Source organism: Mesorhizobium sp. WSM1293, from assembly GCF_000513875.1.
In the GTDB taxonomy this organism is placed as follows: domain Bacteria; phylum Pseudomonadota; class Alphaproteobacteria; order Rhizobiales; family Rhizobiaceae; genus Mesorhizobium; species Mesorhizobium ciceri.
Genome location: NZ_AZUV01000008.1, coordinates 291,807 through 307,037 on the forward strand (window position 1 = coordinate 291,807; position 15,231 = coordinate 307,037).

Here is a 15,231-nt window from a genome sequence, read left to right on the forward strand (position 1 = left end):
CCGACCTGCCGTTCGATCAGCATATAGGTCAGATCATGCCGCTTGATCAACGCGGCGATTCGGCCCATTCGGATGTCATGACCGGTCAGCAGGACGACTTCAGCCATCTCGACCGCGCCGGCCGCGCCGTGGCCGGCATCGCGCGCAATCCCCGGGTGACGGTAAACGTCGTTGTCGGCGCTTGCATCCTGCTTGCATGGCTGTCTCTTGCGGCGATGGCAATCCGCGGGGCTGAGACAGGGATTGCGGGCGTCGGCGCCCCTGGCGACACGATCCTTCGCAGCCTGCCGCAACTGCCGCTGCCCTATTTCCTGGAACGGTTCTTTGTGCTGTGCCTCTCACCGGTGCCTTTGGACGCAGGTCTCGGCTTGCGGGCCGGCGCGCTCGTTTCGATGTGGTTCCTGATGGCGATCGCGACGATGCTGCCTGCGGCGGCGCCGATGATACGCACCTATTGCGAGATCGCTGACACGGCACGCATCAAGGGCGAACCGGTCGTTCACCCGCTGCTGCTGGTCGCCGGCTATCTCAGCGTCTGGCTCGCCGCTTCAATTGCGTTCGCGGCGCTGACCTTGGCCGTCCATGCATTCGCTTCGTCAGCCGGGATGCTCGATCCGGTCATCGGCATTGCCGGTGCGCTCGCTCTGCTGATTGCCGGCCTCTACCAGTTCAGCGGCCTGAAGGAAGCTTGCCTGAAGAAATGCAAGAACCCGTTCTCGATCCTTTTCGCGAGCTGGAGCGCAAGGCCCCTTAACATCTTTCGGCTCGGTGTCGCGCAAGGTCTGTGGTGTCTGGGCTGCTGCTGGGCCTTGATGCTGGTGATGTTCGCCGTTGGCATCATGAACGTTTTCTGGATGGCGTTGATCGGCCTGTTCACCTTGATCGAAAAACAAACGGCCAGCAGGGTTCCAACCCGGCTGGCCGGTGCGATACTGCTTGTCTGGGCAGCCGCGCTGCTAGTAGTCTCACTGTGAGTGGGGGGAAATCGATGGCAGACCAGAGCTGGGCGATGAAGGGAGAGCTCGTACTCTCCTGCAATTGCACGGTTTTTTGCCCTTGCGTGCTCTCGCTTGGCAATCATCCGCCGACCGAAGGCTATTGCCAGACATGGGCCGGGTTTCGCATCGATGCCGGCCATTTCGGTGAGGTCGATCTGTCCGGGCTCAATCTTGGGCTGATCATGGAAATCCCAGGCTATATGAGCCGCGGCAACTGGACCGCGGGCCTGTTCATCGACAGCCGCGCCTCTGTCTATGCGGTCAAGGCGCTGACAAAGATCTTCACGGGCAAGGCAGGTGGAACCACATCGCTGCTCTCCATCCTCGTCGGCAAATTCCTCGGTGTCGAGCAGGTGCCGATCACCTATGAGACGCGTGACAAAACGCGTATCTTCCAGATACCCAGGATTATCGACGGAGCGGTCACACCCATCCAAGGCAAGGACCGTGACAAGGATACGGTGATCAGCAATTCGGAATACTGGATCGCGCCCGAGATCATCGTGGCCAGGTCCGACAAGAGCAAGATGCGGGCTTTTGGCCGCAACTGGAATTTCGCCGGCCGTTCGGCCGAAATCTGCAAGCTGGATTGGCGGGGCCCGTGAGCAAGAACACAACGGCCAGGAATTTGGCAGCACGAAAAGCCGCCAAAAAGATCACGGACCGGATTCCGCGCCCGAAGAAGAAGGTCACCTGGCCGCAGGCGAGGGCGTTCTCCGTCCACCTTTTGACCGCCTCGGGGTCGTTCCTGGCCTTCCTGTCGCTCGTGGCGGCAAGTGAAGAGCGCTGGACCGCAATGTTCTGGTGGCTCGGGCTGGCCCTGTTCGTCGACGGCATCGATGGGCCGATCGCCAGAAAACTCGAGGTCAAGGAGATCCTGCCGACATGGTCGGGCGAACTGCTCGACAACATCATCGACTACGTGACCTACGTGCTGATCCCGGCCTTCGCGCTCTATCAGCGCGGTTTCATGGGCGAGGGCCTGTCATTCCTGTCGGCGGCGATCATCGTCGTTTCCAGCGCCATCTACTATGCCGACACCGGCATGAAGACGAAGGAGAATTTCTTCAAGGGATTCCCGGTGGTCTGGAACATGGTGGTGTTCACCCTGTTCGTCATCGAGCCCGGACAATGGGTTTCGTTCGCGGTGGTGGTGGTGGCCGGCGTCCTGACTTTCGTGCCGATCAACTTCATCCACCCGGTGCGGGTGGTGCGGCTGCGGCGCATCAACCTTGGGATGACCCTGTTGTGGTGCGCTTTCGGCGCGCTTGCCCTGGCCCAAGCGGCACTCGCCGCCTTCTACGATCAGATCGGCGTGCTGGGCGAGCAGGTCAGCACCTTCACCAAGATCGGCATCACCATCACCGGGCTTTATCTTGCCTGCATCGGTGGCATCATGCAGTTCTTTCCCAATCTCGGTGCCAAAAAGGCCTGATCGGCCACTCCCACAGGGAGCCTGGCCCCACAAGCCTAGCCCACAGGAAGCCTAGCAATGTCCAAAGCGATCCGCATTCATGCCAATGGCGGCCCGGAAGTTCTGACCTATGAGGACGCTGATCCCGGCCAGCCTGGATCCGGGCAGATCCTGGTCCGGCACACCGCGATCGGCCTCAATTTCATCGATGTCTACCATCGCTCCGGTCTCTATCCGCCACCCGGCGGCTTCCCGCTCGTGCCAGGCAGCGAAGCCGCCGGCGTGGTGCTGGAGGTCGGCCATGGCGTCGACTGGCTGAATCCGGGCGATCGCATCGCCTATGCCGTGACGACGGGGGCTTACGCGCAAGAACGCGTCATCGATGCCAGCCGCGTGGTCAAGGTTCCGGATGGCATCAGCGACGAACAGGCCGCAGCGATGATGCTGAAGGGCATGACCGCGGAATATCTGCTGCGGCGGACGTTCAAGGTGAAAGCCGGCGACACGATCCTGTTCCATGCCGCGGCAGGCGGCGTCGGCCTGATCCTCGGCCAATGGGCAAAACATCTCGGCGCCACCGTCATCGGCACCGCCAGCTCGTCCGACAAGATCGAGCTCGCCAGGGCGCATGGTTTCGATCACGTCATCAACTACAAGGAACAGGATTTCGTCGCCGGCGTCGCCGCCATCACCGGCGGCAAGAAATGCGATGTCGTCTACGATTCGATCGGCAACGACACGTTTCCGGCTTCGCTCGACTGCCTGCGGCCGCTTGGCATGTTCGTCAGCTTTGGCCAGTCCTCGGGACCTATACCGCCGTTCAGCATGTCGTTGCTGGCACAGAAGGGCTCGTTGTTCGCAACAAGGCCGACACTGTTCGTCTACAACGCAAAACGCGAGGACCTCGACGCTTCTGCTGCCGCCCTGTTCGAGGTCGTGCTCAGTGGCGCGGTCGAGATCAAGATCAACCAGCGCTACGCGCTGAAGGACGCCGGCAAGGCGCATTCCGACCTCGAGGGCCGCAGGACCACAGGGACGACCATTCTCATCCCTTAGTTCGTTCTGCCTTGCTATCCCTTGAATTTCCGCTGAAATTCTTGAAGCTCTTTCAAGACGTGTGCCGCTTTCCGATGAGAGCCGGCCGCGCCTACCATGCCTGCGGGAACACAGAACATGTCTGGCTAACCAGATGGGAGGCACTGTGAGTGCAAATCAGGACGGCACGAACCTGCTTGAGGTGCGTGGCCTCACCAAGATATTCGGCACGCTGACGGCGTGCGATCATATCGATCTCGACATCGCCAGGGGTGAGATCCACGCCTTGCTCGGCGAAAACGGCGCCGGCAAGTCGACGCTGGTCAAGATGCTGTTCGGCTCGCTGGAGCCCAATGCCGGCGAGATCTTCTGGAACGGTCAGGCCGTCAGGATTTCCAGCCCGGGCGTCGCGAAAAAGCTCGGCATCGGCATGGTGTTCCAGCATTTTTCGCTGTTCGAGGCGCTGACCGCGGCCGAAAACATCGCGCTGTCGCTGGACGACGGCTCGCCGATCAGCAGCATCGCTGCGAAGGCGAGGGCGCTTTCCTTCAGCTATGGCCTGCCGCTCGATCCTGAATCGCTGGTCGGCGACCTGTCGGTGGGCGAGCGCCAGCGCATCGAAATCATCCGCTGCCTGCTGCAGACGCCGCAGCTCATCATCCTGGACGAACCGACCTCGGTGTTGACGCCGCAGGAAGCCGACAAGCTGTTCGAGACACTGGAGCGCCTGCGCTCGGAAGGCAAATCCATCCTCTACATCTCGCACCGGCTCGAAGAGGTCAAACGCATCTGCGACCGCGCCACCGTGCTGCGCCACGGCAAGGTGGTCGGCCATTGCAATCCGCGTGAGGAAACAGCCTCTTCGCTGGCTCGCATGATGGTCGGCAACGAGGTGCAGGCCGTGGTGCGCGCGCCGGTCGAGGGCATCGACAAGGCGCAGCCGCTGCTCGAAATCCGCAACCTCAGCCGCAAACCGGCAACGCCGTTCTCAATCCCGCTCAAGGGCATCAACCTGCACGTCCGCGCCGGGGAGGTGATCGGCATCGCCGGCGTCGCCGGCAATGGTCAGGGCGAGTTCTTCGAATCCGTTTCGGGCGAAGTGCTGCAGCAGGATGCCGCCTCGGTGCGCATTCGCGGCAAGGATTCGGGAAGCCTCACCATCACCGGACGGCGCCTGCTGGGCGCTGCCTTCGTGCCGGAGGAACGCCTCGGCCACGGTGCCGCACCGCGCATGAAGCTTTCCGAAAACCTGCTGCTGTCGCGCCATGCCACCGACGGCAAGGCGTTCGTCGGTTCCGGCGGAATGGTCAAGAGCGCCGCCATCCAGGCCGCGTCCCAACGCATCATCGAGGCGATGGATGTGCGCAAGAGTGCGCCGGATCCGGAGGCCGCGGCTCTTTCGGGCGGCAATCTGCAGAAATTCATCGTCGGCCGCGAACTCGACCGCCGGCCAAGCGTCATGGTGGTGAACCAGCCGACCTGGGGCGTCGATGCGGGCGCTGCCGCCCACATCCGCCAGGCCTTGATCGAGTTGTCGCGCAGCGGATCGGCGGTGCTGGTGATCAGCCAGGATCTCGACGAGCTGTTCGAGATCTCGGATGCGATCGCCGTCATGCACAATGGCGAGTTGTCGAAGCCGATGCCGATCGCCGAAGCGACCTTCGAGAAGGTCGGCTTGCTGATGGGTGGCGCCGAACCCGGTCACGCCGAACACACGTTGGAGACGGCATGATGCGCCTCGAACTCGTCAAACGTCCGCAGCGTTCCATGCTGTTTTCGGCCCTGTCGCCGTTCATCGCCTTCGCGCTGACCATCATTGCCGGGGCCGTCATGTTCGCGCTGCTCGGCGTCAATCCGCTGACTGCGTTCAACATCTATTTCATCGAGCCAATCAGCCAAGTCTGGCAGTTGCATGAGCTGGCGATCAAGGCCGCGCCGCTCATCCTGATCGCCGTCGGCCTGTCGGTTTGCTACAAGGCCAACATCTGGAACATCGGCGCCGAAGGCCAGTTCATCCTCGGCGGCATCGTTGGCTCGATGCTTCCAGTACTGTTTCCGCAGTTCGAAGGCCCGCTGGTGCTGCCGTTGATGCTGTTGCTCGGCATGGTCGGAGGTGCGGCCTATGCGGCGATCCCGGCTCTGCTCAAGACGCGCTTCGGCACCAACGAGATCCTGACCAGCCTGATGCTGGTCTATGTCGCGCAACTTTTCCTTGACTGGCTGGTGCGCGGCCCCTGGCGCGATCCGCAGGGCCATGGCTTCCCGCAGACCATCCAGTTCAACGATTCGGCCGTGTTGCCGGAACTGATGCCGGATGCCGGACGGGCAAACTGGGGTTTTGTCTTCGCGCTGGTCGCTGCGGTCCTGGTCTGGATCCTGATGAGCCGCATGCTGAAAGGTTTCGAGGTGCGCGTGCTGGGCTCGAGCCCGCGGGCAGGACGCTTCGCCGGCTTCGGCCTCAACCGGATGGTGTTCTTTGCCTTCCTGCTGTCGGGCGCGCTGGCGGGACTTGCCGGGATCTCGGAGGTCTCGGGCGCCATCGGCCAGCTGCAGCCCGTCATTTCGCCCGGCTACGGCTTCACCGCCATCATCGTGGCGTTCCTCGGCCGTCTCAACCCGCTTGGCATCGTTGCCGCCGGACTGGTGCTGGCACTGACCTATCTCGGCGGCGAAGCAGTGCAGAGCGCGCTCGGCATCTCCGACAAGGTGGCGCGGGTGTTCCAGGGCATGCTTTTGTTCTTCGTGCTCGGCTGCGACACGCTCATCCACTACCGCATTCGCCTGGTCGGCCTGGCGCTGACCAAACCGGAAGGCGTGGCCAAACTCGAAGCCGCACCGAAGCTGAAGGAAGCCCGTTGATGGACATCACCGTAAACATCCTTCTGACCATCGCCACCGCGGCAACGCCGCTGCTGATCGCGGCAATCGGTGAGCTGGTGGTCGAGCGCTCCGGCGTACTCAATCTCGGCGTCGAAGGCATGATGATCATGGGCGCCGTCGGCGGCTTCGGCGCAACCTATCTCACCGGATCGCCCTGGATCGGCCTTTTGGCGGCCATTGCCATGGGCGCGGTGTTCTCGCTGCTGTTTGCCGTCATGACGCTGTCGCTGGCCACCAATCAGGTGGCGACCGGCCTGTCGCTGACGCTGCTCGGCCTTGGCCTGTCGGGCATGATGGGCACCAGCTTCGTCGGCCAGCCCGGCGAAAGGCTGCCCAACCTCGACATTCCCGGCTTGACGGAAATCCCTGTGGTCGGCAGGCTGCTGTTTGGCCAGGATCCGATCTTCTACATTTCGATCGCGCTGACCGCCGCCGTCATGTGGTTCCTGTTCAAGACCCGCACCGGGCTGACGCTGCGTTCGATCGGCGACAGCCACACCTCGGCGCATGCGCTTGGCATCAAGGTCATCCGCTACCGATACCTCGCGGTCATCTTCGGCGGCGCCTGTGCCGGTCTCGCCGGCGGCCATCTCTCGCTGGTCTACACGCCGCAATGGGTGGAGAACATGAGCGCCGGCCGCGGCTGGATCGCGCTGGCGCTGGTGGTGTTCGCCTCCTGGCGGCCATGGCGGGTGCTGGCCGGCGCCTACATCTTCGGCGCGGTGTGGATCGGCCAGCTTCATGCACAGGCTTTTGGCATTCCAGTGCCCTCACAGTTCCTTTCTTCGCTGCCCTATCTGGCAACCGTCGTGGTTCTCGTTCTAATCTCGCGCAACAAGCGTCTGACGATGATGAACACGCCGGCTTCCTTGGGGCAGCCATTCGTTCCGGATCGTTGACAACAAAAAACAAACGGGAAGCTCCAAGGCTAACTCAGAGAGGTAACACGATGAAAAAACTGCTTATTGCCCTGATGACCACGACCGCCGCCATGTCGCTGGCAGCGACGGCCGAGGCCGCGGACAAGCTGAAGGCCTGCTGGGTCTACACCGGCCCGATCGGCGATTTCGGCTATTCCTACCAGCACGACCAGGGCCGTCTCGAAGTGGAGAAGGCGCTCGGCGACAAGGTCGAAACCGCCTATCTTGAAAACGTCTCGGAAGGCCCCGACGCAGACCGCGCTTTCGAGCGCCTGGCACGCGAAGGCTGCAAGATCATTTTCGGCACCTCCTTCGGCTTCATGGACCCGGAAGTGAAGGTCGCCAAGAAATTCCCGAAGGTGATGTTCGAGCACGCCACCGGCTATAAGACATCTGACAATCTCGGCATCTACAATGCGCGTTTCTATGAAGGCCGTTATGTGCTCGGCCAGATCGCCGCCAAGGAATCGAAGGCAGGCGTTGCCGGCTACATCGTTTCCTTCCCGATCCCGGAAGTGGTGATGGGCATCAACTCCTTCATGCTCGGCGCGCAGTCGATCAACCCGAACTTCAAGGCCAAGATCGTCTGGGTGAATTCCTGGTTCGATCCGGGCAAGGAAGCCGACGCCGCCAAGGCGCTGTTCGACCAGGGTGCCGACATTATCGTCCAGCACACCGATTCGACCGCTGCCCTGCAGGTGGCCGAGGAGCGCAAGCTGCACGGCTTCGGCCAGTCCTCCGACATGATCAAGTTCGCGCCGAACGCGCAGCTGACCTCGCTCACCGACGAATGGGGTCCCTATTACATCAGCCGGGTCCAGGCAGCCCTCGACGGCACCTGGAAGCCGGACAATGTCTGGCTTGGCATCAAGGACGGCGCGGTCAAGCTCGCCCCCTACACCAACATGCCCGACGACGTGAAGGCGATGGCGGAGGCCACCGAGAAGAAGATCGCCGGCGGCTGGAACCCCTTCACCGGGCCGATCGCCAAGCAAGACGGCACGCCGTGGCTGAAGGATGGCGAAGTCGCCGATGACGGCACGCTGCTCGGCATGAATTTTTATGTGAAGGGTGTCGACGACAAGCTGCCGCAGTAAGCAGCGCAAGAGATCGAAATGAGGAGGGCGCCGCGAGGCGCCCTTTTTCATTCGGCGGGCTGCGCTCCGGCTGAGACGCGACGAAATCGCGCCAAGCCAGCATCGACCGCGCGGCCGAGCCAAATCCTCAGCAACCGCTGTGCGGGTCGTTCGCAGGCGCGCCAGATTGCCCACGAAACGAAAAGCATAAGTGCGCCGCAGCCAAAGGCGGCAAACCATTTGCCGATAAGGGGCGTTGCCGCATTGATGACGAGATAGCCGATGTCCTGGTGCAGCAAATAGAGCGGATAGGTCAGCCCGCCCAGCGCCAGGGTGAGCGCCGATGGCCGCAGACGATTGCGCAGCAGCACCGCACCGATCAAGGCCGTGTGCATGACGACGTTGGCGATGACGAGATTGGCCGACGAAACGGCGATGCCGTAGTGGCCAAGCATCCAGTGCTGCGTCACCGACAGCGTGCCGCAGGAGATCAGGAAGGCGGCGGCAAGCAGCAGCATTGCAGGCAGTGAACGGCCATGCGCATGCAGGTGGTGGACCACCACGCCGGCGGCGAAGAACGGTCCAAACTCGGTGATGAACAGCAGCCTGGCGGCGCCGCTGCCGATGAAGAACTCGTTCAAGGCCGAGATCGCCAGCCAGATCAAGATCAGCTCCAGCTTGCGTCTCTGAAACAGCCCGGTGAGCAGCGCCAGCGTCACCCAGCCGTAGAACACCAGCTCAAGAACGATCGACCAGTAGACGCCGTCCATGAAGGGCTGGCCGAACGCCGGCGCGAACATCGACAGATTGGCGGCATACTGAACGAAAGAGGCCGAAAGCAGCGGCGACCCGGCAAGGAAGACAATCGCGAAGGTGATCGTCATGCAGAGCAGGAAGCCCGGATAGAGGCGAACGAACCGCGCGACCGCAAACTGGTCCCAACTGCGGTTTTCCGCCGACCAGGCAATGACGAAACCGCTGATCAGGAAGAACAGATTGACGCCGAGATAGCCGTAGAGGGCGAACGGTGCCGCAAGCGGATAACCCTCAGCCAGAATGCCCTCGGCAGCCGCGCCGCGAAAGAAATAGTGGAAGAACACGACAGCCATCGCCGCGACCAGCCTGAGCAGGTCCAGCGTCGCAATGTAATTTTGTTCCGCAGGTCTGGTGTTCATCCGCATTTCCCGCATCTACGGTCCGCAAACCATAGAGCGGATCGCGGCTGAGCGGGTTAAGAGGCCTAGATTATCGCCAGATGTAGTAAATTTACGCGGAACGAGGCGTCAGACCGCCGAACCATAGAGGTCATAGGCGTCGGCACGGTCGATCTTGACGGTGACGATATCGCCTTGGCGCAGCGGACGACGCGACTGGATGTGCACCGAGCCATCGATCTCGGGCGCGTCGTATTTGGTGCGGCCCTTTGCCGATGTGCCATGCGCCTCGTCGATCAGCACCGGGAGGCGCTTGCCGACTTTTCTGGCCAGCTGTGTCGCCGAAATCTTCTGCTGACGCTGCATGAAGCGGTGCCAGCGCGCCTCCTTGATTTCCTGCGGGACCTGTTCGAGACCGAGATCGTTGGAGCGGGCGCCGCGGACCGGCTCGTATTTGAAGCAGCCGGCGCGGTCGATCTTGGCTTCATCGAGCCAGTCGAGCAGCATCTCGAAATCGTCATCCGTCTCGCCGGGGAAGCCGACGATGAAGGTCGAGCGGATGGCCAGATCCGGACAGACCTCGCGCCAGCCGCGAATGCGCTCGAGCGTCTTTTCGCCATGCGCGGGCCGGCGCATGTTCTTCAACACCTGCGGCGAGGCATGCTGGAACGGGATATCCAGGTAAGGGAGGATCTTGCCCTCCGCCATCAGCGGGATGACGTCGGCGACATGCGGGTAGGGGTAGACATAGTGCATGCGCACCCAGATGCCGAGCTTGCCCAGTTCCTCCGAAAGATCGAGGAATTTTGCGCGCACTTCACGGTCGCCGAACGTCGACGTCTGGTACTTGATGTCGATGCCGTAGGCGCTGGTGTCCTGCGAGATGACCAGAAGTTCCTTGACGCCAGCCTTGGCCAGTTTCTCAGCCTCACGCAGCACATCTGCCGCCGGCCGCGAGACGAGGTCGCCACGCAGTGCGGGAATGATGCAGAAGGTGCAGCGGTTGTTGCAGCCTTCGGAAATCTTGAGATAGGCGTAGTGACGCGGCGTCAGCTTGACACCCTGCGGCGGCAGGAGATCGATATAGGGATCGTGCGAAGGCGGTGCGGCCTCATGCACCGCGGCCATCACGCTCTCATAGGCCTGCGGCCCGGTGATCGCCAGCACATTGGGGTGCTTTTCGCGAATGACGTCCGGCTCGGCGCCCAGGCAACCGGTGACGATCACTCGGCCGTTTTCCGAAAGCGCGGAGCCGATGGCGTTGAGCGACTCGTCTCGGGCGGAATCGAGAAAACCGCAGGTGTTGACGACGACGAGGTCGGCGCCGTCATGCTTGCGTGCGATTTCGTAACCTTCGGCGCGCAGGCGCGTGATGATGCGCTCCGAATCCACGAGGGCCTTCGGGCATCCAAGACTGACAAAACTCACGCGGGGAGCGGACATAGAGGGTTTCCGGGCTTTTCAGGATTGCCGGCGCAGTACCACACTTATTGCGGCATTGGTATGGGCAGGCCCGCGATGCGGCAAAACGCACGGCGGTCTTGCTTCGACGGAGTGAAGACGCGGATGTCCGCCAGCTTCAGCCGACCACGTTGTTCACATGTGGCCAGACCTCCACCGCGCCACGATAGACCATGTCCAGCGCGACATAGAGTATGATCAGCAGGCCGACATAGGCGATCCAGCGGTGGCGATGCAGCAGCTTGGCAATGAAGGTCGCAGCCAGCCCCATGAGCGCGATCGACAGCACAAGGCCGATGACCAGCACCGGAAAATGATCACGCGCCGCTCCAGCCACCGCCAGCACGTTGTCGAGCGACATCGACACATCGGCGACGACAATCTGCAAGGCAGCCTGGCCAAGGGTCTTGCGCTTCGACTTGCCGGCGACTGCCTGGTCACTGTTGAGGTCCGAATTCGACAGCGCCTCGGTCGCTTCCAGCTCATCGGCATGTGACGTGCGCAGCTCGCGGTACATTTTCCAGCAGACCCACAGCAGCAGGATGCCGCCGGCCAGCAGCAGGCCGACGATCGCCAGCAGCTTGACGGTAATTGCGGCAAAACCGATGCGCAGCACCGTTGCCGCAATCACGCCGATGAGGATCGCCTTCTTGCGTTGGTCAGCCGGCAGGCCGGCAGCGGCAAGGCCGATGACGATCGCATTGTCGCCGGCCAGCACGAGGTCGATGGCGATGACCTGGAGCAGGGCGGTCAGGCTGGCAGCGCTGAAAAAAATGTCCATCGACCGGAAGCCCTTGCTGATTTTGCCGAGTGTTCGTCGATTACCCAGAGGCCCTAACTTGGTGGTCCCTTGGCGTCAAGGGATCACGCGTGGCGCCATCACCGAAGCATCGTTACGTCAAGCCAGATCCAATGCTCGCGGCACTCGACAGCCAGGCAAAACCATGGCCGATCGCAAATCAATCGTAGAGATTATACTTTGCCCAGTCGGCTTCCGGAATCTCGTCGCCGATCCGGTAGCGGAGTTGCAAGACTTCCATATGGTCCGGCCCGGTCTGGCACTTGAATTTCAGCCTGTACCACTGCCCCTTGCTGCGAAACGCAGCACCCGGGCTCTTGATTGCATCGGCGCCCATCTCGGGCGTGGCAAAGGCGTAGGCGACGACGCGATCGGCTTTGAACTTGCGATCGTCATGGGTGATGCGGTCGAGCACTTCGGCGTCGCAACGCTGTTCAAGGCGAGTTTGGGGATCGAGTTTCATCAGTCCGGCGCGCAATGCATTGTCCATTGCGCTGGCTGGAAAACTCAGTGTCACTGACGCCAAGGCGGTCATGCAGAGCTTCTTCATGGGCGGGACAAGCAACATATTTTGTCGGAGAAATCAACCGAGCGGACCGCCTCGGACGCTGCGGGAATCTTCAATCATATGGCTGCTGCGTTCAAAATTGCGTGTCGGGATTCGTCGTGCGATGCCTGCGGCCAACGGACCAAAGAGGCACGGCCGGCATCGGTAAGATCGTACAGGCCGCGGTCGACGCGCGCGAACCAGCCATAGACATTGTGCTGCAGGATCTTGGGCGCGATCGGCGTCACCGCCTTCAGATCTCGCGGCCGCCTGGGGCCATCCACCATGGCGGCAGCGCAGGCGAGGGCGCTTTGGCGATAGGCGGTCATGATCGGATTGCGCGATCCTCCTCCGGCAACGGGATCGCCGCGACGGCGCTGGTGCTCGTCGACCAGGCGGGAGCGCCGGCGGGCATTTTTGCGCGGCGCCAGCGCGATCGGGCTGAGAAGCACCTCGACCCCGTCCGTCGCGGTCACGCCAAGCAAGCCGAAGCCAAGCCGGCGGCAGAGATTGCGGAACCTGGCATCGCTTTCGCGTCCCTTGCCGCGAGCCGACATGCGCGCGGCCAGCCACACCTCGTCGCAGGCCGCCGCACGATCGACACCTTGCAGCACCAGTTCGAGATTGAACTGCAGCTTCAACTCGCAGATGACGACAACCGGCGGCTCCCCCTCGCGCAACGCAACAACATCGCAGCCGTCGATCTCGCCTTTGACGACAAAGTCGAGGCTTTCGAGGAACCGCTTCACCGGCGCATAGAGTGAGGTCTCGTTCATGGCGCAAGGTTTAGCCGATTCGAGACGAAAAGCCTTCCGGTGGTTCGGCGTCCTGCGGCTCCAAAGGGGACCGGTGTGGATACCGCAACGCCGGGCCAGCCGTCAGGCTTCGGCGTTCGGCACCGCCCGGTTCGGCAGCTTCCTGCGGCGCAGGAGCGGATAGCCGATCTGGCCGAAATAGGTGGAAGGGATCGGATCGTCGACGCCGTACTTCTCCGGCACCTTGTCACCGGTGGGATTGTAGGTGCCGAACAGCACGTCGAGGAAAGGCAACTGCCCGGCGAAGTTCTTGTCATAGGCTTCGCGCTGGTTGGCATGGTGCCAGCGATGGAACTGCGGGCTGGCGATCAGCCACTTCAAGGGGCCGAACGGAATCCGCACGTTTGAATGCACAAGCAGCGTATGTCCAAGGTAGAGAGTCGAAAAGACGGCGATCGACGCTTCCGAGAAGCCGAGGAAAAAGATCGGCGTCAGCGATATTGCCTTTGTGACGATGGCGTCGACGGGATGATTGTGGAAGGCCCCGAGCCAGTCGAGTTCTTCAATCCCGTGGTGAACGGCATGGAACTTCCAAAGCGCCGGGATTTTGTGAAAGGCCCGATGTGTCCAGTAGACGCCGACATCGGTGATCACGATGATTTCGGCAACCTGCAGCCAGACGGGCTGGCCGCTGACGGCCTGCGTTATCGCTTGCGGGACCAGGAGTGCAGCGGCACCGAGCGCGCCTGCCGCCATCATGACGATGGCCAGCTTTATGATGAAGCCGTTGAACAGCAGATAAATCAGATCGACAGCGAAGCCTTTGCGAAAGATCTTCTGCGGCCGCTCGGCAAACATATGTTCGAACGGAATGAAGATCAGCGCGCAGATCAAAAGTGCCTTGATGCCGAAGATATCCATCGATTCGCCTCTGCGCGCAGTCTGCGCCTCTGAGAGGAACCACATCTCCCTTTCCAAAGGCTAAAGGCTCTGCCTTTTGCGCAAGGGCTCGGACGCGCGGAACGTGCGAGCAATGTCGCCGAACGCGGCGGCTCGGAGCAATGGAACCGTCGAACGCGGTTCCTTGACAAGGCTTCGAACCGTTCGTGTCCTAGCCGTCAGGACCCCAAACATCCGGGTTGCGTTTGAAATACTCAATCGGCATCTCGGTGAGCACGCGCACTTTCCGCGTAGGATGCTGCCCCGGCGGACGAAGAACCGAGGCCAGGTCGACCACGTTCTCTTTGGGTTTCGGCGCGGGTTTCGGGGGTTTTTTGCCCTTGCGCTTGGCGTCGATCATGGCAATCAACGCGGAGGCGAGCGACGATTGAACAGTCAGGCTTCCGTCTGCGCAATCTAGCGGATGGGTATTTTGATAGTTACGTCCGCTTGTCGTCCGGATGGCCAAGCTCGCAGAACCACCCGCCCAGATACTTCACCGATGGCGCCTTGGGATCCGGAATCTGCGTCTTCGCCTCGACCGCTGCGCGGAATGGCTCGGCGCTGTCTTGCGGGATGAACCCCAGATGGTTGGCGCCGCTGTTGTCGACCATTTTCAGCTTGTTGTCGGATATGCCGAACGAGATTGTGTGCCCGACGCGCGGCGCCGTCAGTGCTGCTTCGACCAGACGAACGCAGTCGGCGAAGGAAAGATACGACCACAGCATGCGTCGGTCGGCCGGTTCGGGAAAGGACGAGAAGATACGCAGGCAAGCCGTCTCAATGCCGAACTTGTCCCAGTAGAGCCGGCTCAGGCTTTCGACGAAATTCTTCGACACGCCGTAGAGGCTGTCGGGGCGCACCGGCGCATCGACGCCGATATGGGCTTCGACTTCATGATAGCCGATGGCATGCACCGAGGAAGCATAGATAACCCGCTTCACGCCGTGTTTCCGGGCGCCTTCGTAGATGTGGTAGGATCCGCGAATGCTGGAATCCAGGATCGTTTGCCATTCGCATTCAAGCGGCGCGCCGCCGAAATGCACGATCGCGTCGCAGTCCTTGGTGGCCGCAAGTGTAGCCTCCATGTCGGCGAGATCGAAGACCGCTTCTTCCTCGTGAGGAGCAAGATCGCCGAACGGTTCGCGACCCGCCAGGCGGATCGTTTTTGCCAGCGGCACCAGCCCCTTTCGCAGTTCCGAGCCAAGCCGGCCGGCGGCGCCGGTGATCAGGATGCGTTCGTAATGCGGCAT

15 protein-coding genes and 1 pseudogene are annotated in these 15,231 nt (G+C 61.9%); 8 read left to right on the top strand and 8 right to left on the bottom strand.

Features of this window, described 5'->3' with window-relative positions:
• The first annotated feature begins 35 nt into the window (after nt 1-35).
• The 8 genes from M729_RS0111290 to M729_RS0111325 all read left to right on the top strand — a co-directional run bounded on the left by M729_RS0111290 (nt 36) and on the right by M729_RS0111325 (nt 8,344).
• Nucleotides 36-974, top strand: coding sequence for a DUF2182 domain-containing protein (locus tag M729_RS0111290; protein WP_027161608.1), 939 nt, complete (start codon nt 36-38; stop codon nt 972-974).
• Between the two features lie 14 nt (nt 975-988).
• Nucleotides 989-1,603, top strand: coding sequence for a DUF1326 domain-containing protein (locus M729_RS0111295; protein WP_013531653.1), 615 nt, complete (start codon nt 989-991; stop codon nt 1,601-1,603).
• A gap of 23 nt (nt 1,604-1,626) precedes the next feature.
• Entirely contained in the window at nt 1,627-2,433 is an 807-nt protein-coding gene (gene pcsA, locus M729_RS0111300) for a phosphatidylcholine synthase (protein ID WP_024503276.1), read from the top strand.
• A gap of 57 nt (nt 2,434-2,490) precedes the next feature.
• On the top strand, nt 2,491-3,468 hold the full coding sequence (locus M729_RS0111305; RefSeq protein ID WP_027161609.1) for a quinone oxidoreductase: 978 nt from the start codon (nt 2,491-2,493) through the stop codon (nt 3,466-3,468).
• Nucleotides 3,469-3,601: 133 nt separating this feature from the next.
• Nucleotides 3,602-5,179: an ABC transporter ATP-binding protein gene (locus M729_RS0111310; RefSeq protein WP_032808254.1), complete on the top strand. Its 1,578-nt coding sequence runs from the start codon at nt 3,602-3,604 to the stop codon at nt 5,177-5,179.
• Complete coding sequence (locus tag M729_RS0111315; protein ID WP_027161611.1) at nt 5,176-6,306, top strand: ABC transporter permease; 1,131 nt, start codon at nt 5,176-5,178, stop codon at nt 6,304-6,306. Before M729_RS0111310 ends, M729_RS0111315 begins: the two co-directional genes overlap by 4 nt.
• Entirely contained in the window at nt 6,306-7,226 is a 921-nt protein-coding gene (locus M729_RS0111320; protein ID WP_024503273.1) for an ABC transporter permease, read from the top strand. Before M729_RS0111315 ends, M729_RS0111320 begins: the two co-directional genes overlap by 1 nt.
• A 50-nt stretch (nt 7,227-7,276) precedes the next feature.
• A complete protein-coding gene (locus M729_RS0111325) occupies nt 7,277-8,344 on the top strand; it encodes a BMP family ABC transporter substrate-binding protein (RefSeq protein ID WP_013531647.1) in 1,068 nt (355 codons plus the stop codon).
• A gap of 47 nt (nt 8,345-8,391) precedes the next feature.
• Here the strand turns inward: M729_RS0111325 and M729_RS0111330 are convergent, their stop codons facing one another.
• From M729_RS0111330 to M729_RS0111365, 8 genes and pseudogenes are all read right to left on the bottom strand, one after another.
• The gene (locus tag M729_RS0111330; protein ID WP_027161612.1) at nt 8,392-9,498 is read right to left on the bottom strand and encodes an acyltransferase; all 1,107 of its coding nucleotides are present in this window, start codon (nt 9,496-9,498) and stop codon (nt 8,392-8,394) included.
• Between the two features lie 108 nt (nt 9,499-9,606).
• Nucleotides 9,607-10,920 carry a 30S ribosomal protein S12 methylthiotransferase RimO gene (rimO, locus tag M729_RS0111335; protein ID WP_027161613.1) on the bottom strand — a complete coding sequence of 438 codons (1,314 nt, stop codon included), beginning with the start codon at nt 10,918-10,920 and terminating at the stop codon, nt 9,607-9,609.
• Nucleotides 10,921-11,056: 136 nt separating this feature from the next.
• Nucleotides 11,057-11,719 carry a TerC family protein gene (locus M729_RS0111340; protein WP_013531644.1) on the bottom strand — a complete coding sequence of 221 codons (663 nt, stop codon included), beginning with the start codon at nt 11,717-11,719 and terminating at the stop codon, nt 11,057-11,059.
• 178 nt (nt 11,720-11,897) lie between these two features.
• Nucleotides 11,898-12,305, bottom strand: a complete 408-nt coding sequence (locus M729_RS0111345) for a DUF930 domain-containing protein (RefSeq protein WP_032808257.1) — start codon at nt 12,303-12,305, stop codon at nt 11,898-11,900.
• Between the two features lie 56 nt (nt 12,306-12,361).
• Nucleotides 12,362-13,060, bottom strand: coding sequence for a DUF2161 domain-containing phosphodiesterase (locus M729_RS0111350; RefSeq protein WP_027161614.1), 699 nt, complete (start codon nt 13,058-13,060; stop codon nt 12,362-12,364).
• A gap of 102 nt (nt 13,061-13,162) precedes the next feature.
• Nucleotides 13,163-13,960 (bottom strand): sterol desaturase family protein, encoded by a 798-nt coding sequence (locus M729_RS0111355; protein ID WP_027161615.1) that lies wholly within the window; start codon nt 13,958-13,960, stop codon nt 13,163-13,165.
• A gap of 190 nt (nt 13,961-14,150) precedes the next feature.
• Nucleotides 14,151-14,264, bottom strand: a pseudogene (locus M729_RS1000000138360) (LysR family transcriptional regulator); the annotation flags it as partial.
• Between the two features lie 154 nt (nt 14,265-14,418).
• Entirely contained in the window at nt 14,419-15,231 is an 813-nt protein-coding gene (locus M729_RS0111365) for an NAD(P)-dependent oxidoreductase (protein ID WP_024503267.1), read from the bottom strand.